At 37.0% G+C, this 21,408-nt stretch carries 20 protein-coding genes; 8 read left to right on the forward strand and 12 right to left on the reverse strand.

All coding sequences use genetic code 11. The features are described from left to right. The 6 genes from B3C94_RS08660 (at nucleotide 1) to B3C94_RS08685 (ending at nucleotide 5,206) form a co-directional block, all read left to right on the forward strand. Nucleotides 1–963 (forward strand): glycosyl transferase, encoded by a 963-nt coding sequence (locus B3C94_RS08660; protein ID WP_293902066.1) that lies wholly within the window; start codon nucleotides 1–3, stop codon nucleotides 961–963. Then, nucleotides 942–1,343, forward strand: a complete 402-nt coding sequence (locus B3C94_RS08665; RefSeq protein WP_293902069.1) for a sugar 3,4-ketoisomerase — start codon at nucleotides 942–944, stop codon at nucleotides 1,341–1,343. Before B3C94_RS08660 ends, B3C94_RS08665 begins: the two co-directional genes overlap by 22 nt. Further along, complete coding sequence (locus tag B3C94_RS08670) at nucleotides 1,309–2,397, forward strand: DegT/DnrJ/EryC1/StrS family aminotransferase (RefSeq protein ID WP_293902072.1); 1,089 nt, start codon at nucleotides 1,309–1,311, stop codon at nucleotides 2,395–2,397. Before B3C94_RS08665 ends, B3C94_RS08670 begins: the two co-directional genes overlap by 35 nt. A 14-nt stretch (nucleotides 2,398–2,411) precedes the next feature. Beyond that, nucleotides 2,412–3,194 carry a glycosyltransferase family 2 protein gene (locus B3C94_RS08675; RefSeq protein ID WP_293902075.1) on the forward strand — a complete coding sequence of 261 codons (783 nt, stop codon included), beginning with the start codon at nucleotides 2,412–2,414 and terminating at the stop codon, nucleotides 3,192–3,194. A 28-nt stretch (nucleotides 3,195–3,222) separates the two neighbouring features. Beyond that, entirely contained in the window at nucleotides 3,223–4,080 is an 858-nt protein-coding gene (locus B3C94_RS08680) for a glycosyltransferase family 2 protein (RefSeq protein WP_293902078.1), read from the forward strand. A 136-nt stretch (nucleotides 4,081–4,216) separates the two neighbouring features. Then, complete coding sequence (locus tag B3C94_RS08685; RefSeq protein ID WP_293902081.1) at nucleotides 4,217–5,206, forward strand: hypothetical protein; 990 nt, start codon at nucleotides 4,217–4,219, stop codon at nucleotides 5,204–5,206. Nucleotides 5,207–5,262: 56 nt separating this feature from the next. Here the strand turns inward: B3C94_RS08685 and B3C94_RS08690 are convergent, their stop codons facing one another. The 6 genes from B3C94_RS08690 to B3C94_RS08715 all read right to left on the reverse strand — a co-directional run bounded on the left by B3C94_RS08690 (nucleotide 5,263) and on the right by B3C94_RS08715 (nucleotide 11,305). Further along, nucleotides 5,263–6,276, reverse strand: coding sequence for a hypothetical protein (locus B3C94_RS08690; protein WP_293902084.1), 1,014 nt, complete (start codon nucleotides 6,274–6,276; stop codon nucleotides 5,263–5,265). 196 nt (nucleotides 6,277–6,472) lie between these two features. After that, entirely contained in the window at nucleotides 6,473–7,426 is a 954-nt protein-coding gene (locus tag B3C94_RS08695) for a hypothetical protein (RefSeq protein WP_293902087.1), read from the reverse strand. A gap of 120 nt (nucleotides 7,427–7,546) precedes the next feature. Then, nucleotides 7,547–8,611 carry a glycosyltransferase gene (locus B3C94_RS08700; protein ID WP_248932558.1) on the reverse strand — a complete coding sequence of 355 codons (1,065 nt, stop codon included), beginning with the start codon at nucleotides 8,609–8,611 and terminating at the stop codon, nucleotides 7,547–7,549. Beyond that, on the reverse strand, nucleotides 8,611–9,564 hold the full coding sequence (locus B3C94_RS08705) for a hypothetical protein (RefSeq protein ID WP_293902094.1): 954 nt from the start codon (nucleotides 9,562–9,564) through the stop codon (nucleotides 8,611–8,613). Before B3C94_RS08705 ends, B3C94_RS08700 begins: the two co-directional genes overlap by 1 nt. Beyond that, the gene (locus B3C94_RS08710) at nucleotides 9,565–10,554 is read right to left on the reverse strand and encodes a hypothetical protein (RefSeq protein WP_293902097.1); all 990 of its coding nucleotides are present in this window, start codon (nucleotides 10,552–10,554) and stop codon (nucleotides 9,565–9,567) included. Next, nucleotides 10,529–11,305 carry a glycosyltransferase family 2 protein gene (locus B3C94_RS08715; RefSeq protein ID WP_293902100.1) on the reverse strand — a complete coding sequence of 259 codons (777 nt, stop codon included), beginning with the start codon at nucleotides 11,303–11,305 and terminating at the stop codon, nucleotides 10,529–10,531. The genes B3C94_RS08710 and B3C94_RS08715 overlap by 26 nt, the downstream gene beginning before the upstream one ends. A gap of 359 nt (nucleotides 11,306–11,664) precedes the next feature. Between B3C94_RS08715 and B3C94_RS08720 the strand changes: the two genes are divergently transcribed. After that, a complete protein-coding gene (locus tag B3C94_RS08720) occupies nucleotides 11,665–12,330 on the forward strand; it encodes a glycosyltransferase family 32 protein (RefSeq protein ID WP_293902103.1) in 666 nt (221 codons plus the stop codon). Nucleotides 12,331–12,361: 31 nt separating this feature from the next. After that, complete coding sequence (locus tag B3C94_RS08725; protein ID WP_293902106.1) at nucleotides 12,362–13,321, forward strand: glycosyl transferase family 90; 960 nt, start codon at nucleotides 12,362–12,364, stop codon at nucleotides 13,319–13,321. Here B3C94_RS08725 and B3C94_RS08730 read toward each other — a convergent pair. The 6 genes from B3C94_RS08730 to B3C94_RS08755 form a co-directional block, all read right to left on the reverse strand. Next, nucleotides 13,316–14,425 carry a glycosyltransferase family 4 protein gene (locus tag B3C94_RS08730; RefSeq protein ID WP_293902109.1) on the reverse strand — a complete coding sequence of 370 codons (1,110 nt, stop codon included), beginning with the start codon at nucleotides 14,423–14,425 and terminating at the stop codon, nucleotides 13,316–13,318. The genes B3C94_RS08725 and B3C94_RS08730 overlap by 6 nt on opposite strands. Then, nucleotides 14,422–15,447, reverse strand: coding sequence for a glycosyltransferase family 9 protein (locus tag B3C94_RS08735; protein ID WP_293902112.1), 1,026 nt, complete (start codon nucleotides 15,445–15,447; stop codon nucleotides 14,422–14,424). Before B3C94_RS08735 ends, B3C94_RS08730 begins: the two co-directional genes overlap by 4 nt. A gap of 3 nt (nucleotides 15,448–15,450) precedes the next feature. Then, nucleotides 15,451–16,056 carry a DUF4254 domain-containing protein gene (locus B3C94_RS08740; protein WP_293902115.1) on the reverse strand — a complete coding sequence of 202 codons (606 nt, stop codon included), beginning with the start codon at nucleotides 16,054–16,056 and terminating at the stop codon, nucleotides 15,451–15,453. Nucleotides 16,057–16,264: 208 nt separating this feature from the next. Then, entirely contained in the window at nucleotides 16,265–17,743 is a 1,479-nt protein-coding gene (locus B3C94_RS08745) for an NADH-quinone oxidoreductase subunit N (protein ID WP_293902118.1), read from the reverse strand. 5 nt (nucleotides 17,744–17,748) lie between these two features. Continuing rightward, nucleotides 17,749–19,350: a complex I subunit 4 family protein gene (locus B3C94_RS08750; RefSeq protein ID WP_293902121.1), complete on the reverse strand. Its 1,602-nt coding sequence runs from the start codon at nucleotides 19,348–19,350 to the stop codon at nucleotides 17,749–17,751. A 3-nt stretch (nucleotides 19,351–19,353) separates the two neighbouring features. Beyond that, nucleotides 19,354–21,408, reverse strand: a complete 2,055-nt coding sequence (locus B3C94_RS08755; RefSeq protein WP_293902124.1) for an NADH-quinone oxidoreductase subunit L — start codon at nucleotides 21,406–21,408, stop codon at nucleotides 19,354–19,356.

The raw sequence follows: 21,408 nt of genomic DNA on the forward strand, positions 1-21,408 counted from the left end.
ATGTATAATTCTCTCGATAAGTATGTTAAGGAGTTTCATCTTTATATTTTCGCATTTGATGATGCGTGCTTTTCGATCTTAAAAAATCTCAATTTGCCGAAAGCGACAATTATTCCATTAATCCAGTTTGAGGATAAGGATTTAATTGCTGTTAAGTCGACGCGTACAGCAGCGGAATATTGCTGGACTTGTACACCTTCCATTATACGTTATGCAATTAATACCTATGGATTGCAATCTTGTACGTATCTAGATGCAGACTTGTTGTTTTTTAGAAATCCACAGGTTCTGTTTGAAGAGATGGGAGATAATTCTGTATTGATTACACCACATCATTATACTGAAAAATACGATCAGTCAGCAACAAGTGGAACCTATTGTGTTCAATTCGTTTGTTTCAAAAACACGAAAGAGGGAATGGAAGTACTTGAATGGTGGCGCAATGCTTGTTTAGATTGGTGTTATGCGCGCGTGGAAAATGGGAAATTTGGGGATCAGAAATATCTTGATGATTGGATGACGAGATTTAACTGTGTTCATGCTTGTGAACATCGAGGAGCGGGAATTGCTCCATGGAATATTCAACAATATGAATTTGGTGATAGGAATAGTTCAATATGGGCAAAAAGTATAGGGACTAGACTTAGTTTTCCAGTCATATTTTATCACTATCATGGGCTCAAGATAGCAGAAGCTAATAGTTTCATTCCGTTACCAACAGCATACTATGATTTAAATGATAATGGCCTCTTGTATATGTATAAACCCTATATGTCCGCTTTGGTAGAAGTAAGTAATGGATTGAGGAAACGGGGGATTACTGCTGTATTACATGAAAATATCAAAATTCCGAAGATTCGGACATCCATTCGTCAAATTGCTAACCTCTTTTTTAAGGGAAAAACAGGAGAGTTTTATCACATCAATTATTTTAAAATGAGATGGCTTACCAAGTTGATTTAAAAACATTTACTGATGATCGCGGTAATTTGACAGTGATTGAAAAGGTTATTCCTTTTGATGTCAAGCGTATATTCTATATCTATGGAGTCGATGATTCTATCAGAGGGGGACATCGACACTATCAAACTGTTCAAGCAGCAATCTGTTTGCGTGGACGTTGTGCAATTTACAATCAAGATGGTGCAAAGGAACAAATGTTTGAATTGAATTCACCGGAACAATGCTTGATTTTAGAACCAAAAGATTGGCATCAGATGTTCGACTTTTCGGAGGATGCTATTCTTATGGTGCTTGCTTCTGAATATTTTGACGCTACGGATTATATTTATGAACCCTATTTAAAACATGATAGCATACGAGAGCTTACAGCAGGTCAATAAGGAATTTATGGATGATTACACGCATGTTTTCCAGGAGGTATTACGTGGAGGTTGGTATATTTTGGGAAAACAGGTACAGCAGTTTGAACAATCATTTGCGGATTTCTGTGGTGTCGAGCATTGTGTTGGAGTAGCCTCCGGACTGGATGCATTGGTCCTTTCTCTGCGTTATTTTGGATTTAGTCCCGGAGATGAGGTCATCGTACCTGCTAACACCTATATTGCTTCGATATTGGCTATTGTTCAAGTTGGTTTAAAGCCCGTACTTGTTGAACCGGATATAAACACATACAATATTGATCCAAAACGGATAGAAGAGTGCATTACAAAAAAAACGAGGGCCATACTTGTTGTCCATCTCTATGGAAAAATGAGTGATATGGATCCCATTCTTCAGCTGTCCGCTCAATATGACTTAAAGATCATCGAGGATTGTGCACAAGCTCATGGAGCTGAATACAATGGTCAAAAGGCAGGATCGTTTGGTGATTTTGGTGCATTTAGTTTCTATCCTACCAAAAATCTTGGCGCATTGGGCGACGCTGGAGCTATTACATGTAAGGCTGATATACTGAATGATTCAATTCGTACGCTACGGAATTATGGTTCATCTGCTAAATATGTCTTTGATGAGGTGGGGTATAATTCGCGGCTCGACGAACTGCAAGCTGCTTTTTTGTCTGTGAAATTAAAATACCTAGATAAAATTACAGCGCATAAACAGAGGTTGGCAGCAGTTTATCTACGTGAGTTAAAGTCTGATTTCATACTTCCAGTTGTACAACCTGGACAGGAGGATGTTTATCATATTTTTGCGATCCGTCATCCCGAACGCAATCGGATGAAGCAATATCTATTGGATAATGGTATCGGAACGGAAATTCATTACCCAATTCCTCCACATCAACAAAAAGCGATGAAAGGAATTTTATCAGATGGAGGATATCCAATCTCTGAAGAAATCCATCGTACAATAATCAGTCTGCCAATTTCTTATGGTCATACAGAAGAGGATGTTAATAGGGTTGTGGAAGTAATGAATAAATTTTCATAAACAAGGACGAAAAAATGAAGGAGTATAGCGTTTCGATTATTACAGTCAATTTAAATAACAAAGCAGGGCTGCTGAAGACGATCAGGTCTATTCAAAATCAGACTTTTAATGAAATAGATTATATTGTGATTGATGGAGGGTCCACTGACGGAAGTAAAGAACTAATTGAACAGACTCAATTTATTTCTAAATGGGTTTGTGAAGAAGACGAAGGGATTTATGACGCGATGAACAAGGGGATAGGACTTGCTACTGGTGAGTATCTATTATTTTTAAATAGTGGTGATTGCCTCCATGATAATGCTACTTTAGAAAAAATAGTTCCATTGTTAAATCAGTTTGATATTATTTATGGGGATTTATTTTTTGCAGACAAGTTAAACCCTTATATATATCATTATCCCTCGGAATTATCCTTTTCATTTCTATTTAAAGCATCTTTGGCACACCCTGCGACATTTATAAAGAGGGATTTATTTGGGCGTTTTGGAAAATATGATACGCGTTTTCAGATAGTTGCTGATTGGGCTTTCTTTATTAACGTCATAGTGAAAAAAAATGCCTCTACCAAACATATCAAACAAATTATTTCCGATTTTGATACAAATGGAATTAGCTCCCGTGCAGAAAATCAATTAAAGATCGCAAATGAAAGGAAAGCCGTTTTAGAAATAGAGTTCCCTCTTTTTTATCAGGATTATCTTACACACGCAAATACACTAAATACATTAGAGAAGATTCGATCATCAAGTGTCTTTAGATTCTTAAAAAAGATAGGGATCAAAAGATTTCAGTAATAAAATAGATTTTATTAGCAATTATTATATGATTAATCAATTTGTAAAACCGTTAATAACCATCGTAATTCCCTGCTATAATTGTGAAAATACGATTGAGGAAGCTGTTGGATCAGCTTTATCTCAAACATATACTAATATTGAGGTGATCGTAGTAAATGATGGTTCAGTAGATAATTCCGTGTACATTGTAGAAAAGCTTGTTAAAGGTGATTCTCGATTGAGTATCTATTCACAAACACATAAAGGCGTATCAGCGGCGAGAAATCTGGGATTAAGGATCGCTAGAGGTCGCTTTATTGTTTTCTTGGATGGTGATGATAAGTTAAAGGATAGTTATATTGATTTAGGAGTAAATAAATTTGACGAGAAGCCGAGTTTAACCCTCGTTTATAGTAATATGGAGCTATTCGACCGAGAATCAGGTCTTTTTCCCCTAACTAAATTTAATTTAAAAAATTTTTTAAAAGCGAACTGTATTCCTGTATTTGCTATAGTTCGTACAGAGCAGTTGCGAGCTATTGGCGGCTTCGATGAGTCTATTGTTTTCTGTGAAGATTGGGAATGTTGGATCCATTTATTTAAGCAGTTTAATGCCGAGGTATATCGAATAGAAGAACCCCAATATTATTATCGAAAAAGATTTACTATAGATTCGGCATTAGATAAATATAGAGATAACCATAGGATACTTCGGGAGGTTCAGTTATATATCTTTCAAAAACATCAACAGATCTATGTTGAAAACGAAATGTCTCTGGATTATCTGTTTACCTTGGAAGATGAACTTGGAAAGTTCAGAAGGAAATATTATCATAAATGGTATAAACGTATATTTTATTTATTGTTTAAGCCTAAGAAGTATTCAAAACTATATCAACAATAATTGGATTTGTCTGGATTATCTGAAGAAGGGGATAGCGGTGTTATAATCTTTTTTTAAAGAAAAATAGATGAAAATTAATTGTGTATTATAAATATTAATTTAATTTTGTCGATTATATATTGTAATATTATTAGCAATGAAACAGATTCTATCTTTTATTTTAATTCCAGTTTTATTTTTAACATCTTGTTCGAAAGATGAACAATTTGATAATGAGACCGATCTGGTGGAGTATCGTAAAAATAGCACTGTATTTTCTTCAAACTATTTTATGATGTCAAACACAATTGATAAAGATCTTTTCTTAGGAGGATTGTGGTTGGTTGATAGTACAAAGGAAGGGGGGGAATTAGAGAAGCTGCGTGTAGACATCAGTAATTTTAAGATGAAAGTTGTTCATAATTCAGATCGAAGTACGATTAAGTTTGGCGATTTTACCCCGAATTATCAAAATGTTGCAGCTTATGCAAAGTTGTTTAAGAATGATATATTTTCTGCAAATGTCAATTTTAGCTATGGTAATTTCTCTGATTACAATATGATCAGGACTTTCTTACAAAATAGCTCTGATGCGGATGAAATTCTCACACTCATTGTTAAGGATAAAGATGGAGAAAGAATGGTGCAGCGAAAGCATGGTTATTATGAAGATCAGGTTTTGTTGGACCTTGTGCTTGGAACACAATATGATGAGTTTGCGGCTTTCTTCGATAAAAAATATGTAGAATCCCTGACTACAGAAGGGAATGTGCCAACCTATGTAAGCGCTGCTGCTTATGGGCAACATAGTTTGATTTTAGTTGAAAGTGATTATGCTGTTGATGAGATCAAGAATATCTTGAAGAAGCTGAAAGCAGGTGAGCAGCTGGATAATACAGATAAAGATCTTTTAGAATTAAGCTCTATAGTTATCTATTTACGCAGTGGTAGTAAGGAAAGTTATATTAAAAGAGCTGAAGGATTGAAGGAAATAGAAGCCGCATGGAAGGTGTTCAAAGAAAAGAGCGACAAAAGAAATAAAAGCTACGAATTCCCGATTTGGTATAAACTGAACAGCTTAGAGAACTTTGGCTTAATGAAATATAAAATGAAATTCGATTATTTTGAAAAAAAGAATATACAGTAAACACGCTATTAAGGGAGAGATTACTTGATTTTTTCCGATGACTATTGGAGGGGTAACTATCTGTTGAAATACTCATTTTTGGTAAATGCATATAATTTTTTATAGAAAAATGCATGTTTTACTAATTTCGTATGTTCGGTAAAACGTTTCCATTTATTGATGCGATTACGCCAGTTTAATCGTTCTTCGGTATTTAGCAGCTGATCTACCATTTTATAGGCATTCAATTCTGACAAAGCAATCTTTCTTAGTTTCTCTCCGTCTTCGGGCTTGTATTTCTCCAGTTCCCGGATCAGTTCTTTTTCTTGATACTGTCGGTTAAGATAACGCCCGGAGCAATTCATCTTCACATATTTTGAAAAATTCTCGGGACGTAAATAGCCATCTGCTTTATTTCCGTTGTATACACGATGATCATATATTAAACTGGGACGTCCGCACGCCATTGCATCATAGATAGATCTGCCGATTCCTACTACTAAATCAAAAAGATTAATCTTTTGCTCAATGTTGACTGCTGGATTACTATTTTTGTTATAAGCCTGAAAGTCTAAACCTTTAGCATCACAGACAGCCTTTAATTTTGCATTGGCCTTATCACTCTGACATAACGACAGTACGCTTTGAAGTGTGCTGTTTATTGGACGTAATGGTTTTTTTTTCTGTACATCAATTCCATTTAGAATAATATCATTTGCATAACCGAGGTTCACTAGATGATCGGATATTTCTTCTGAAATGGCTACATGATAATCTGCAAGGGGAGAGGGTTGTTCTAACTCGGGTACAATACCGTGGCAGATCTGAATGATGGGGGCCTTGGCAAAGAGTTCTTTAACCGAGCTATTGTGATTAGCAAAGATCAGATCATATCTTTTCTTTTTCATAAAAGGTATGTGTAATTCTTCTTCTATCTTATCTGAAATTAAGCCTTTATCAAAAGTGAAGTATTCTACTTCAACATTAGGCCGTACGTTAAGTGCTTTGATTAAATCATAAGTATACATTTCTGAACCGCCGACTCCGGCTAGATGATTAGTTGCTACTAAGATCTTTTTTGTTTCTCCCATTTCATTCTATTTTTTAAAAAATCACAACATGCCATTGTATAATTAGTTATAAAAAAGTTGTGACCGTACTCATCTATCGGAATGAATATTTTCTTATATGATTATAATCAATAACGAGTACAAAGAGGTTTTCATTACATCTGTTTATTTTTAAAAAATGTTAAACTACGTAATTAATGAATTGAAACCTTATAAATTATAGCTGAATAGGGAAATTGATCGGAATATAATCTTTCTGGTCAAGAACATACTTAATCCAGTTAGAGAAGCTATATTTTCTCTTTATTATAGACGATATTTCTTGCATAGGGGCGTTAAGGAATGTAATGACCTGATCGTAATCTGTTGTAGAATCAATGATCAGTATATTCTCTGGTTGATAGAAATCATATTCTTTAATCGACTTTTGGGTTGTGATCAGCTTTTTTTTGAAGCCAATTGCTTCAAAAACACGAAAAGATAATCCATCATGTAAATAATTAGAAAAATCGACTAAGACGTTGGACCGCCTAACCATATCAATATTCTCTAAATAAGTGATGCCGTCATAAATAGTGCTGATGATAGGGCACTGTTCTTTTATTTCTTTTACCAACTTGTCGCTGTGAGTATTAATTATTGCTTTGATTTTTAATTCTTTTCGATCTTTGAATAAATTGAAGAACCGATAAATATCAGCGATTCTTTCTTCAATATAGGTGCCTATGAAAAGTATATCAATGGAGGGAATAATTAAACTGCCGTTTTCTTGTTCAGTTAATTGCTGATCCAGATAGAAGTTGGTTAATGGTAAAGTACCGTCAATGGCTAAATCAGCAGGATCAAAAACAAAAAATCGATCAAAAAGCTCCATTCTAGAAAAAATATCTGGATATCGATTTAAACCATCCCACTGATAAGCGACTGTAAGTCCAGTGATACTTTTTACCTGAGAAATAATTGATTTGGGAAATATATCTGGTCGGATAAAAAGTGCATAATCTGCTCGCTGGATATGTGCAAATTTTTCCTCATATTGTTCATCCAAAAATCTTTTGCGTAATAGATTTTTATACTGATGATCTTTTAAAATAAGTTTTCGAAAAAGGTTTTTGAGCCGTAGGAAATAACTTTTGTAATAAAATGCTTTTTCTTCTATATTAATATCCACAACTTCAAATCCTAAGGATTCCAGTTGTCCGCGGATTACTAAATTCAGTCCAAAGTTTTTTGGAGTACCCAGTATAATAATTTTTCTATTATTGTATTCCATTCGTATTTTAAATCGTGATTATCGAGCCAATAGTTTGGAGGATTGCATGATTTCATTCCAAATGTTTAACGTATCTTCTGTTTCTTTTTCTATCGTGTAATGAGCAAAAACAAATTTAGAAGCCAGTCGACCCTTTTCTAACATCTCGTCTTGGTTCACATTAAATTTATCAATAATTTTCTTTACTGATTCGACATAATCGATGATATTTCCTTCATTAACTGCTGTTGTAAATGAAGGGTTAAAATATTCCCTGCCACCTTGACCAATATAACCTATTATATAGCAGCCACATGCCATAGCTTCAACAGGCGGTAAACCGAAGCCCTCTCTAAAGTTGAAGCTTAAAAAGATCATACTCTCTTTCATAATAGCGGCAACCTCTGATTCAGTTTTATTATCAATAGATATGAGAGACCAGTCGTTTGGCAGCTCAGTTAATCGAAGAATATTAATAACCTGCGCAACGTCTCCACCAAGCTTTCTAGGCATGAAGCATATCTGTTTTTTTTTGTTTGTGCCCAATGAAAAGATATTATGGTCTATTCCTAAGTTCATTTTTAGGGTTTTTATATGCGGAAAAGCATAATTAAAATAATCTTTTGCATCTTCAGAGGCGACAATTGTAGCTAGAGTATCGGTGGAGTTATAAGGTGTATCTTTATAGTCTTCATCTAATCCAAAATGGTCAAAAGTATAATAGCAATTCTGATTAAAAATAACACGCTTATTTAAGGGCATGATCTTATGGATTCGGGGGCCATAGATTTCAGGGAATACTAGAATAGCATCTTTTTCAATATGACAGCTAATCAACCGAAGTATTTTTAAAAATATTTTTTTAGTGAATGTGATCTTTTTTTGTCGGTAATCGTATTTTAATCTTTTGAATAACCAAGGATTGTATTTTATGGGAACTTTGGCATGGAACCAACGTTCTACTTTTCCTATTTTACGATGTAGAATTATAGCATGATAACCAGCCTCATTCAGGACTTGTACTTGACGGTACATTTGTTTTACACCACCGCTCGCAGATCTATTGGTTGGACAAATAAAATAAATAGTTGGCGTATTTGGCATTATGATATGATCGTTTGAATCCAGTTTTTTATAAAATACTTTTCCTTGATATTGCTGCTGATTATTCTATAATCGTTCTCTATAAAAGATTTAGGTATATCTATCGTATTTATATCTTTAATGATGTATACGTTGTCCTCATGATATAAATCCGCTTGATCAATATTAGCAGTAGTTATTAATTTTTTTTCCAAACCGATAGCTTCAAATGGTCTAAATGATAGGCCGCGTTGGTTTGGGTGTGCTAAATCTAGTATTATCTTGCTATCAAGATAGTATTCATAGGCTTTATTAAATGGAACAATTGTATGAATTACTTCCATATTTTTTGGAAGATCTTCCTTAATAGGGTGGGATTTGTAGGTGAATATTTTTGCTTTAGCTTTTATTCCATGTTTTTCAAAATATTTGAACAATTTAATTGCATCAGTGATTCTTTTGTCGTAAGTCATCAGTAATGCAATATCATATTGTAATATTGTTTTACGTAGAGTTGCAAAATAGAAATTTGTAATTGATTTAAAACCAAATTGCTCACAATCGACGGGGTCAAAGCTAAATATAGTATCGAAAGAATTAATAAAATTCTTTTGTGAGGGAATTTTATCTATACTGTCCCAGAATAAGCATACTGATCGTTTACAGGCTTGCTGAGCAAGATGTAAATCTTCTGCTGTCAATACATCTGGGCGATTAACGATTAATAAATCGATTTCTCCGTGCTGAGTTATAGTTTGTCGGATATATTGTCCTTTTTTGATCTCTTTCAAATTTTTACCCAAAAAAGTTTTGAGGAAAAAATTATAGATACGTTCTCCGAGATTTTTGTATTGGTAGGGGAGTGTTGAATTGACGTCAATTATTTTATAACCACTGTATTTTTTGAGCCCCTCGCTTACCACTTCATTAAATCCGTAATATCCTGGAGCGATAAATAGAATTTTTTTCTTCATTTAATATAGAAGAGTTTTAAGATTAAAAATTTTCTGCAGCCAAGCATCAAGTGTATAGCGCTCATAAATGTCGTTGGATAAAGCTTTATAAGGGCTATTTAAGAATGATGTGTCTAAATTACTTAAATTTTTATCTATATATAGAATATTTTGTGTGGTATATAGATCATAATCAATAATACATGGATTATCTGTTATTATTTTCTTCTCTAGAGCCATAGCTTCAAAAACTCGAAAACTTAAACCTTCTTGTCCTTCACGCATCAAATCTATTATCGCTTTTGACTTTTTGTATTCTTTTAAGACGGCTTCATTGTCGATAGGTTTTTTTCGGTATTCTATCAATGATGCGCCTTTCGGCCTTAATATAAAGTTCCGTAATTTCTCTTTCCATACCTGTTTTCCGACCACAATAATCTTACTTCGTACTTGGAGGGTAGAAAGACGAGCCGTGAGTTTACGAAGGAGCTTAATACGCCGTTTGTCATAGGAAGTGATATAGAATAAGTCGTTTTCAATTTCCTCGGTCTGAATCGGTTGTTCTGAAAGATAATTGTAGTTTGTTATCTTCTCAAAACCATATTTTTTTACATCCCTATCTTCAAAAGAATAGATCTTATCAAACAACTCCAACTTTTCTTCCACTGGAAAACGCTCGAGGTTATCATACAGATAGGAAATTAAATATGGTGTATAAGATTTGATCTGTTTGATAGTCTTGTAATCTAAGGTATGTGGGTTAAGCACCAATATTTGATCCTGAGGACCTAGTTTTTCCAAGGTATCTAGTACGTACTCTTGCCGTTTTATATGTTTGATATTTCTATTCAGAAAAATTTTGCTTATTGCATTGGAAGCCCGTTCACCAAAATTTTTGTATTTATATGCCCCCATATTGATATGTGATGCATCAATACCCTTTTCTTGTAATTTCTTTACAATATGGTGGTCGTAATTCCAGTAATCAAAGCTTATAATGCAAATCTTCATTTTTTTCTTCTCTTTTCAATGACTTAAAAGTTTCATGTACACTGAGACTCTGTAAGTAGCAAAGTTGATATCCTCGTCGCCCATCTAATATTCCTAGTTTCAAAAAGTATGCCTTAAAAAATTTAAAGGATACTTTGGCTAGGTGACTGAAGAGCGAATACCGCTTATCTTTGGCGTATAGCTCTTTACCTTTAAGCTGACCATAATGGACCATTTTTTCCTTATAACTTGCATAGTCTGCAAAGGAATAGTGCCATATCTTGTTTTTTAAGCTACCAATTGTACCATTGACAAGCAATGTCTCATGCACTTTCTTTTTCGTGTCGTACGTTGCTTTACTTTTTTTGAACAAACGGAAGTTCTTATCGTTTTGCGTTCCCGAAAAATTAATGCGTTCACCACAAAAGAAAAATAAACGATACATATAATAAGCATCTTTTGCTTGCGGATCGTTTATTGTCGACAATATCTCCGTTTGGCAAGCTGCAGTCAAACGCTCATCGGCATCCAAAAAAAGTACCCAATCGTTATTCGCATAAGTCAAGGCCAAATTGCGCTGCTTGGTGAAATCCTCAAATTTGTTTTGATAAATTTTCACCTTGGGGTGCAGACCAGCTAACTCAACTGTTCGATCGGTACTGAATGAATCCACAACAATGATCTCATCTGCAAACTCCATGCTTTTGAGGACTTCCGCTATATTATCCTCTTCATTGTATGTAATGATTAAAGCGCTTATTTTTTGACTCAAGGTATACGATATAATTGAAAAATTGGACCATACTTTATTGTAACGTAAAAGTTCGCTAATTCGTTACAACTTAATTGAAAAAATGACATTTAATGTTTTTCACAATGTAGATCACCTTACTGGGCTTTATTGCTTTGTGACAAATATATTACATATTTTTTGTAATAAAATATAAAAAAAATGAAATGTTTGCGAAGTGAATATTTATTGTTCTCTAGAACAATATATGATCAACTAAATACAAGAAAAATACATATTTGTAAGGGATATATCGTTATTTTTACATGTTTTATAGTTTTGAATCTATTTTTACAACACTGTACAGGCTATTTATTACCATAATTTAATTTTTATTCCAAGTGGCTATTCCAAAAGTTATCTATCAGACTTTTAAAACCAATAAGATACCCTTATTGACGAAGTTTTATATTTGGCGATTTCTAAAGCGAAATAAAGGCTATAGTAGGAAATTCTTTGATGATGCTCAAATTGATACACTTATCAGGGAAAATTTTGACCAACGTACGTATAAGGCCTTTGCCCGTTTACAGATAGGGGCCGCCAAAGCGGATTTTTTTAGGTATGCGGTTTTATATGTGTATGGTGGTATCTATTTAGATTTAGATAGCGATATTATCGGTGTGTTGGATCGTGTTATTAGGCCTGATGATACTGCTGTTATTACCCATGAGAAGAATAGGAGTCTTTATGCACAATGGGCATTGATCTACGATAAAGGACACCCATTTCTGAAAAAAACGATCGAACTGATCGTACGAAATATAGAGGAAAATAGATACCCACACGACGTTCATCAGATGACAGGACCAACAGTTTATACTGAGGCCATAAATTTGGTTTTAAAAGAAGATCCTCAGGTTTCCTATCGTCGGATAGCAGACGATTATCAAGGGCTCCTGAAATTTAAGTATAAGCTCAGTAAGATCCTGATTTACGGCGACCGCTCACTGCATTGGAAAAAAATGCAGCTTCGTGTGCCCGTAGTCAAACCTATGGACGATTAGTTAAAGGCGGCTCTTATTTCTTATATATGCTATGAGTTTGAATTTCAAGAAGATCTTTTTAAAAAATAAGAATGTTAAATTCTTTTATTATCTGAGTGTATTGGGACGGCAGTTGAGGCCGAAGCTGCTCTTACGAAAAAAAGCATCAGCGCTATTGAACAAAAACCTAACAGATGTGTCTGAATGGGTTCGGTTTAGGATAAACTATTATAATAAGTTATCCCCGCAGCAGTCCTTGTCAGATGAAGCAATTCAGATCAAAGATTATAAGATGCCGGAGAAAATTCGTGTTTATTATTTTGATAGCAAAGAATATCTTGACTATTTTGATCAGCGATTAAAATTTCAAATTCTGCCTGGAGATATTATTGATATCCCAGATAAACCCGCGCTGGTAAAAAGTAGACCAATAGCAGGTGATAATGCCAACTCGGTGTTATTGAACTTGGATAAGAGTAGGCACTTTAATTTTATTACTGACCATATACCTTTTGGGGAGAAAAAAAATAAGCTTGTTGGAAGGAGTGAGTTTGCACAGGTTCATCGGGAACTTTTCTTTCAGAAATACCACAAACATCCATTATGTGATTTAAAAAAGGCATTTAAGTCTTCAGATCCAGATTATCTTTCGATCACTGGACACTTGTCTTATAAATTTATTCTTGCCTTGGAAGGAAACGATGTGGCGACAAATTTGAAGTGGATCATGTCTTCAAATTCCATCGCTGTCATGCCGATGCCAACGTATGAAACCTGGTTTATGGAGGGGACATTGCTGCCTGACCATCACTTTATCTGCATTAAAAGTGATTATTCGGATTTGGAGGAAAAGCTGCAGTATTATATTAATCACCCCGAGGCCGCTGAAGCAATTGTTAAACAGGCCAACGCTTATGTGAAATTGTTTTTGAATCAGGCAGAAGAAGAATTTGTTTCTCTTCATGTATTGAAGAAGTATTTTATTTCAACGGGCCAATCGGTCAATTTATAAGCTGGCGTAAATGGAAGCCATTTGCTTGGCAACCTTGTCGTCATTAAACTTCTGCACAAATTCAAGCCCCTTTTCGATCATTTCATACCGCTTGGCGGAATCGGCAAGCAGTGTTGCTATGGCATGCTGTATCTGCGACACATCTGTAGGATCAATATAGCAAGACGCCGGACCCCCAGCTTCTGGAAATACGCCCATTTTGCTTGTGATCACAGGTGTACCTGAGTAGAGCGCTTCTATAATAGGAATGCCAAAGCCTTCGTAAATTGATGGGTAGATAAAAATCGTTGCCGAAGCATATAGAACTGCCAACTCTTCCATCGCCAACCCCTGGAAAAAGAATATCCTGTTCTCCATATTATTTTGTCGGATATAATCCATGATCTCCTGATGATAGCGTGTCGGCTTTCCTACAATAACAAGGGGAATATCGATGTCTTTGATCGCTTTTACTGTAGGTAGGATATTCTTTCTGGGTTCAATAGTTCCAACATTTAATAAGAAATCCTTTGGCAATTTTAGCTTGTTTCTAAGTTCCGCCTTCTGCTCTTCAGTTTTGATGGTTTTGAATGCTTCATGGCATCCTTGGTAAACAACATCTATTTTTTCTTCAGCGATATGAAATAGGTCGACAATATCATTTTTAGTACATTCACTTATGGCAACGATACGATCAGACGCTTCGCATGCATGTCTGAATTTCTTTTTGTAAATCCAACGGTCAATTGGATGATAAAGTTCGGGATGTCTTAAAAAAATTAAGTCGTGGATGGTCACGATGGATTTAATGTGCGCCTTTGCTAATCCTATGGGAATTTCACCCGACAGTCCGTGGAAAATGTCAATCTTATCTTTTTTTAAATCATGAACAATACGCTGATTGCGCCAGATATTGGGCCAGGTGCTGTTGATAAAACCCTGAGGCAAGCGGATATCATCCTGCTTTGCAGACTGATTGACATATTGATCGCCAATTTTTGGTGTATATTTCAGGTACTCATTTTCGGGAGCATACTTTTCGAGCATACGAATTAAATCCCGGCTATAATTTCCCAGACCGGTTTTGTTTAGGAAATAGCGTTTCGCATCGAATCCTATTCTCATCCTATTGCACTTATTTTTTCAATCACCATTTCCGATGTAATTAAATCGATTGCTTCTATGCCATCACAATCACAGGGCTTGTTGCCGTACACTGAGCTTGGTCGATTAGGGTGTTCTACCTGAATGCAATCTGTTAGCTGTTGTCCATAACCTGTGAATCCAGCATAGGGATGGGTTGCTCCCCATAAAGAAAGGCACCGCACGCCCATGAGAGATGCCATATGAAGCCCCGAAGAGTCCATACTGATCATGAGAGCTAGATTAGAGATCAAATCGAGTTCTTCCCTTAACGAAAATTTGCCTATTGTATTATAGGTATTGGGAAATCGCTCTGTCCAGTTTTGAGCAATTTGGAATTCTTCTTCACCACCACCAAATAACAGTACGTCATAGCCATTGCGTGTCAAAGAATCTATTACTTTTTCCATTTTTACCTGTGGAAAAATCTTATAACGATGCTGTGCAAACGGGGCAATGCCGATTTTCTTTCGATCGAAGTTACCAAACATACTAAAAGCCGCTTTGGGTACATCCTGCAAATTAGGAACCAATTTATTGCTGAGCTCGAATTTAAAGCCTAATGCGCGAAATACATCGGCATAGCGCTCCACTGTTAGCTTCAATGGTACTTTAATTTTGTTGTTTTCCCGGGTTAAAGCATTCTTCTCTGCACGTCCTTTATCAAGCTGTTTGACTTTTACACCCGATAGTGAAAATAAGAGATCAATTATGCGGGAACGCAAATTGAAATGTAAGTCAGCGATAGCGTCTGCGCCATATCTGGCCAGTTCTTTTTTCAGTCTAACCAACCCCCAAAATCCTTGATGTGTTGATTTGGGTTCAATCGCGTGAAAGCGTATGTTTTTTATTCCTTCAAAAAACGGGGCAAAGAATTGCCTGCTGACCATAATGATTTCCACATCAGGGTACTGCATGCAGAATTCTTTCAAGACCGAAGCAACCATGGCAACATCGCCCATAGCTGAAAATCGTGTTACTATGATCCGTTGCGGTAAGGACATGGTTTATTTTCCCGATGAATATAAGACAGGGTTCAATGATGGATCATTATACATTTTCATCTGTTTATAGACCTTCATGTATTTATCGCCAGACGCGATGGCATCCATCAAATCATCAATACTTTGTGATAAGTCCTTCCGCTGTTCCAATAAAATGTTCAGTTTTTCCTGGCAAGCATTGATATGAGCTTCAGAAGCATCTGTACGTAATGTTTCCTGCTCCATATGGTAGATTTTTAGAGCTAAAATGGAAAGCCTGTCTATAGCCCAAGCTGGACTTTCAGTATTGATTGTTGCTGTTGGACGAGCTTGTATATCTTGAAATTTTTGTAGGAAATAACTGTCAATATACTCCACTGTATCGGTACGGTACTGATTTGATTCGTCAATCCGTCTTTTCCAATATAAGCCATCTTTGGGGTCAATAGAGGGATTACGTACCACATCCTCCATATGCCATTGGACGGTATCAATCCAGCATTTTAAATAGAGGAGATGTTCTAAGGATTGTTTGTCATACGGATTTTGGATTGGATGATCAATCTGGTCGTATACGTGGTAATCCTGGATAGCACGTTGAAAAATTGGATTTGCTATTGCACTAATCATGGTACAAACTTAGATAAATTGCTTTTTATATGCAATTTAATTGCGCTTTACATAAAAAACAATTTATCGGTCTCTTCTCAACCATAAATAGTACTTTTATTGAGGAAATATAAAATATATTATGGAGTTATTCTTTCTATTCGGATGAGACATTAAGCCAGTGAATGGAACGATAACCTTGTTTAATTGAAAGAAGTTTCCCTGTTTTTTAAAATGCTGAAAGCAATAAACCGGGAAAGATGCCTAAGATCAAGACTGCTAGGGTACACAGGATTCCAATACATAAAAGTACAGCATTGAATTTAACCGCTGGAGATGTCGTGCTGTCCTTTAGAAAGGCATTCAAGGGAATTTTAAAATAGTAAAACAGCGAGATAACCGATGTGAGCGCTCCGACAATAAGCAGTGCCAATAAACTGAAAGATTGGAAGTTTTGGTATTGCTCAAACACTTTGGAAAAGACCAAAAGCTTTCCGACAAAACCGGCCGTTGGCGGCAAACCGATCAAGGCGATTAAAACGATCGAAAAAGACGTGAATAGTAGGGGGAATTGTTTTCCTAAGCCACGATAAGATTCGATCGTGGTATTTCCTAAACTAGTTTCTAGAGCATCAATGAAGATAAATACAGCAATATTCATCAAGGCATATATGGAAAGGTAAAATAATAGGACATTTGACTCATTATTTTGATAAACCAATACAGCCATCAGTAATATACCGGTATGGCCAATAGAAGAATAGGCCATCATCCTTTTGGCATCCTGTTGACGTAAGGCCGCTAGGTTACCGATCAGCATGGTTGCAATGGCAATCGCTATAATGACATAAGTCAGGAAATCGCTGAAATAGAAGGAAACGTTAAGCCATGCAGAGAGTATCTTGGATAACAGGACGACAACTGCAATTTTCGGTACAGTGGCAAGATAGGTCGTAATCACTGTTGGGGCTCCCTGATAAACATCAGGACTCCACACATGAAAAGGGAAGAAGCTCAGTTTAAAACCAATACCTGTCAGCAAAAACAATAAAGCGACGCTGATCATGATCTGTGGCGCTTCCATCAAACCAGCAATGTGGCTAGGTGCATCAAAATTCAAGTTTCCCGTGAAACCGTAAAGTAAAGACAGACCGTAAAGCATAACGGCAGCACAGATCGATCCGAAGAGTACATATTTTAAAGCGGCTTCCGATTGAACTTTCGTGGTCGAAAAATAACCGACCATAATATAAGAACTGATCGAAACTGTTTCCACTGCAATAAAGATCATCAACCAGTTACTCGACATAGTCAGCAGATTCAAGCCAAGGGTTGCGGTTAGGAGTACAGCGTATAGGTCACCTAAGGGGCGGACTTGCTGGCGTTGTTGGATAAAGATACAGATGAGCATTGTCGACAACAGCATAATCAATCGAGCAGCTATAGCAAATGCATCAATATGAATCATATCAAAGAAGCCCACTGTTTCTACCTGACTAATTCCCTGTCCCAATAGGTAACAACCACTCAGCAGCAGTCCGATGAGGGTAATGGTAAAAGATGTATGCTTCCAATGTCTGTCAATAAAAAGACTAGCGAGGATAGTACCAATAAAAGTGACGATCAATGTCAGTTCGGGCTTAAAATAGGGGATACTGACGATAATCTGATCGATGAAAGAACTGATATATGGACTGAATGCGAGCATGCGAATTAAATAAATTGTTGGATAAAACTCACGAGATTCAGAACACTAGCGTTTAGGTTGTTAAATACTAATGCCGGCATAACTCCAAGTAATAAGGCGAGCGCTAGGGTAGGAAATAAGATGATCTGTTCGCGTATATTTAAGTCTGTCAGTGCATTACTCCAGGAGTCCCCGCCTTTTAAGCGAATTTGTCCAAAGAACATGCGTTGCAGTGTCCAAAGTAAATAGGCCGCACTTAATAAGATACCTATGGATCCCGCCAATGCCATCCAGCGCGGTAATCCGGTTCCTATACTCGCCGCATTGAAGGAGCCGATAATGACAAAGGCTTCGCCAATAAAGGCTGAAAAGCCGGGCAGGCCCAGGGATGCAAAAAATGCGACAGCGACATAACCTGTGTATTTAGGCATAATTTGAGCTAGGCCACGGAAACTATAGATGTTTCTGTCATGTACTCGGTCATAAACCACGCCGACCAGGAAGAAGAGTGCAGCGGATAAAAATCCATGGGAAATCATCTGAAACATGGCGCCAGAAATACCTTCGGCAGTCAGCGATGCAATACCAAGCAACACAAAACCCATATGTGAAACCGATGAATAAGCAATCATGCGTTTCAGGTCTTTTTGTGACAAGGCATTCAAAGCACCATAAATAATGGAGACAACGCCGATTAATCCAAGCCACCAATTGGATAAGGCTGCCATATCAGGAAAGATGCTATAACAGATACGAATGATACCGTAACCACCAATTTTCAGGAGGATACCAGCAAGAATAATAGATACCGGTGTCGGCGCTTCAACGTGCGCGTCCGGTAGCCAAGTATGTAGAGGAACAATGGGTACTTTAATGGCAAAGGCAAAGAAGAGCACAATGAAACCGATCAGTCGAGCCGAAATCCCCAAAATTTCTTGGTAACCTTCCCAACCGAAAATAGAACCCTCAAGATAATTCTGTGGATTCATCATATAGATCATGTTGAAGGTATGTGCTCCAGTCAAGGGGTTGATTACTGAAAAATACAAGCCTACAATGATCAACAACATAAATACAGACCCAAATAGGGTATATAGAAAGAATTTTATGGCTGCGTACTCGCGTCTTGCACCACCCCAGATACCGATCAAGAAGTATAGTGGCAGTAACATGACCTCGTAAAACAAATAGAATAGGAAGAAATCCAATGCGCAGAAAATCCCCATAACAGCCATATTAAGGACCATGAGTAAGGCAAAGTATCCCTTCGGACTTTTCTGGATATTCCAGGAGGCACCTATAGCCATTAGCATGACGAATGCACTCAACAATAACAAGGGCATGGAGATCCCATCAATACCAATAAGATAATCGATCTCTAATTTACCTATTGATCCTAAGTCTAACCGGATCCAGGAAAGCTGTTCAACAAATTGATAGCCCGCCAGATCTTGGACTCCTGTTTTGCTGGCGTCAAATTGTGCGTAACATATTCCGGCCAGTACAAATTGTATTGCTGTGATTGCTAAAGCAACATATTTGTAACTCGATTTATAGCGTGTTGGCAAGGCGAGAATAAGCGCCGAAGCCAGTAGCGGTAAAAATATCAGTAAGGATAAAATAGGCATTTCCTAAAAGAATATAAGATAAATTAAACCAAGTAAAACTAATAAAAAGACGGAGTACAAAGTAGTCTGTAGCTTTCCGTTTTGGACCAAGCGGACTTGATTGCCCGTCCAATAGGCGACAGAAGCAACCGTATTGACAAAACCGTCTACAATATATTTGTCAATCCAAACACTAAGCTGTGAAAGTGATAGGACGATAAACTGAATCAATGAAACTAAAGCGTCAACAATATGGCGATCAAACCAATAACAGAACTGCGCTAATTTTAATGTCCCGTTAACAAAGACCGATTGGTAAAATTCGTTAATATACCCCTGATGAAAAGAAGCTTTTAATGCGAAGCTACCAGAGTTTAGCGGGTATTTATTTTGAACATACCATTTCCAGCCGATAATCCAGCCAATGATAGAACCAAGGAGCAATAGGGCAGGAATGATAAGGTGCGCACTATGGCTTGGCGCAAAAGCATATTCATCCAATAAAAGGCCATCCATCAACCAGGAATCATGATAAGAAAACGGATTGAAAGAGAATGCCGGAAATAGACAGAAGAGACCCAACGTAAACATTGGGATCAACATGGTCTTTGGTGCTTCATGTAGCGGATGATCATGTAGTTTGTCCTGCAGCTGTGTCAACAGTCTGAACTCTCCAAAAAATGCTTTAAAGAGCAAACGACCGATGTAGAATGCCGTTAATATACTTACCAGAATTAAAATCGCGGGGATGATAAGGTATAAGTTACCTTTTGAAATAGCCCATTCAAAGGAAGAGATAACGATACTATCTTTGGATAGATAACCTGAAGTCAACGGGAAGCCTGCAAGTGCTAGCGAAGCTATACTCATCAGCACGAAGGTCTTTGGCATATATTGACGTAATCCACCCATATTCCGTAGATCCTGTGGGTCAAAGTCTAGATGGCTATGTGCCTTAAGATGCGCCATTTCATGGATGACAGCTCCGGCAGAGAGAAACAATAGACACTTAAAGAAGGCATGCGTAGTCAGATGGAATAAGGCAGCATCCCATGTTCCAATGCCGATCCCAACCATCATAAAACCTAACTGCGATATGGTGGAAAATGCAAGAATACGTTTGATGTCGTATTGGCCAAGCGCAAAGTATGCTGCAGATGCAGCAGTGATTGTGCCTATAATGGCTATAAATAGCAACGCCGACTCATTAAATAATGGAAATACAGTAGCCAATAGGAACACACCAGCGGCAACCATTGTCGCGGCGTGAATCAATGACGATACCGATGTAGGTCCTTCCATGGCGTCAGGAAGCCATACATGTAATGGAAATTGTGCAGATTTAGCCATCGCTGCCAAGAAGAAGGCAAGTCCAGCAATGGTTAGCCAGATCTGAGGTAAGCTATTGACTGGAGATGTCCAAAGTCCATCCGTGATTGTGGATTGATAGATTAAGCCATTTTCACCAAATAAATCGACTAAATTGAGTGTCTTGAATTGCGTAAATAGGATCGCAAGGCCGATTAGAAAACCAAGGTCACCGATGCGGTTCACCAAAAATGCCTTTTTATTAGCTTGTACAGCTGTTTCACGTGTGAACCAGAAGCCGATGAGGAGATACGATGCAAAGCCGACCAGTTCCCAAAAAACGTACATCAGCAAAAGACTATCCATAATGACCAATCCCAGCATCGCAAAACAGAATAAGCTGAGGTACATCCAATAGCGGTGAATACCTGAATCGCCATGCATATAGGCTCTTGAGTAAATATGTACAGGTAAGGCTACCGTCGGAACCAAAAGGAGCATCAAGGTACTCAAATTGTTCAGGAGGATACCAACTTTGAATGTCGTTTGTCCAATAGTGAACCAATTTACCTGAATAGATACGACGGGATTATTCCATATGGCTAACCAGGTAAGTCCGCCCGCTATAAAGCTAACGGTAATGGCTAGAAGAGAAATAAAGCCCGATTGATCACGTTTACCTAATATTGCCTGATAAATGAATGCAGCTAATGGTGCCGCTAAGGTAAGCAGCGCGGTCAGAAGGGGTGATATGTGAACAAATTGATCCAA

It is taken from the genome of Sphingobacterium sp. UBA5670 (assembly GCF_002420705.1).
Classification (GTDB): Bacteria; Bacteroidota; Bacteroidia; order Sphingobacteriales; family Sphingobacteriaceae; genus Sphingobacterium.

Excerpts from the sequence above, each read along its gene's own strand:
- B3C94_RS08660 (WP_293902066.1), top strand. The coding sequence starts at position 1 with ATGTATAATTCTCTCGATAAGTATGTTAAGGAGTTTCATCTTTATATT.
- B3C94_RS08665 (WP_293902069.1), top strand. The coding sequence starts at position 942 with ATGGCTTACCAAGTTGATTTAAAAACATTTACTGATGATCGCGGTAAT.
- B3C94_RS08670 (WP_293902072.1), top strand. The coding sequence starts at position 1,309 with ATGATAGCATACGAGAGCTTACAGCAGGTCAATAAGGAATTTATGGAT.
- B3C94_RS08675 (WP_293902075.1), top strand. The coding sequence starts at position 2,412 with ATGAAGGAGTATAGCGTTTCGATTATTACAGTCAATTTAAATAACAAA.
- B3C94_RS08680 (WP_293902078.1), top strand. The coding sequence starts at position 3,223 with ATGATTAATCAATTTGTAAAACCGTTAATAACCATCGTAATTCCCTGC.
- B3C94_RS08685 (WP_293902081.1), top strand. The coding sequence starts at position 4,217 with ATGAAACAGATTCTATCTTTTATTTTAATTCCAGTTTTATTTTTAACA.
- B3C94_RS08690 (WP_293902084.1), bottom strand. The coding sequence starts at position 6,276 with ATGGGAGAAACAAAAAAGATCTTAGTAGCAACTAATCATCTAGCCGGA.
- B3C94_RS08700 (WP_248932558.1), bottom strand. The coding sequence starts at position 8,611 with ATGCCAAATACGCCAACTATTTATTTTATTTGTCCAACCAATAGATCT.
- B3C94_RS08705 (WP_293902094.1), bottom strand. The coding sequence starts at position 9,564 with ATGAAGAAAAAAATTCTATTTATCGCTCCAGGATATTACGGATTTAAT.
- B3C94_RS08710 (WP_293902097.1), bottom strand. The coding sequence starts at position 10,554 with ATGAAGATTTGCATTATAAGCTTTGATTACTGGAATTACGACCACCAT.
- B3C94_RS08725 (WP_293902106.1), top strand. The coding sequence starts at position 12,362 with ATGAGTTTGAATTTCAAGAAGATCTTTTTAAAAAATAAGAATGTTAAA.
- B3C94_RS08730 (WP_293902109.1), bottom strand. The coding sequence starts at position 14,425 with ATGAGAATAGGATTCGATGCGAAACGCTATTTCCTAAACAAAACCGGT.
- B3C94_RS08735 (WP_293902112.1), bottom strand. The coding sequence starts at position 15,447 with ATGTCCTTACCGCAACGGATCATAGTAACACGATTTTCAGCTATGGGC.
- B3C94_RS08740 (WP_293902115.1), bottom strand. The coding sequence starts at position 16,056 with ATGATTAGTGCAATAGCAAATCCAATTTTTCAACGTGCTATCCAGGAT.
- B3C94_RS08745 (WP_293902118.1), bottom strand. The coding sequence starts at position 17,743 with ATGCTCGCATTCAGTCCATATATCAGTTCTTTCATCGATCAGATTATC.
- B3C94_RS08750 (WP_293902121.1), bottom strand. The coding sequence starts at position 19,350 with ATGCCTATTTTATCCTTACTGATATTTTTACCGCTACTGGCTTCGGCG.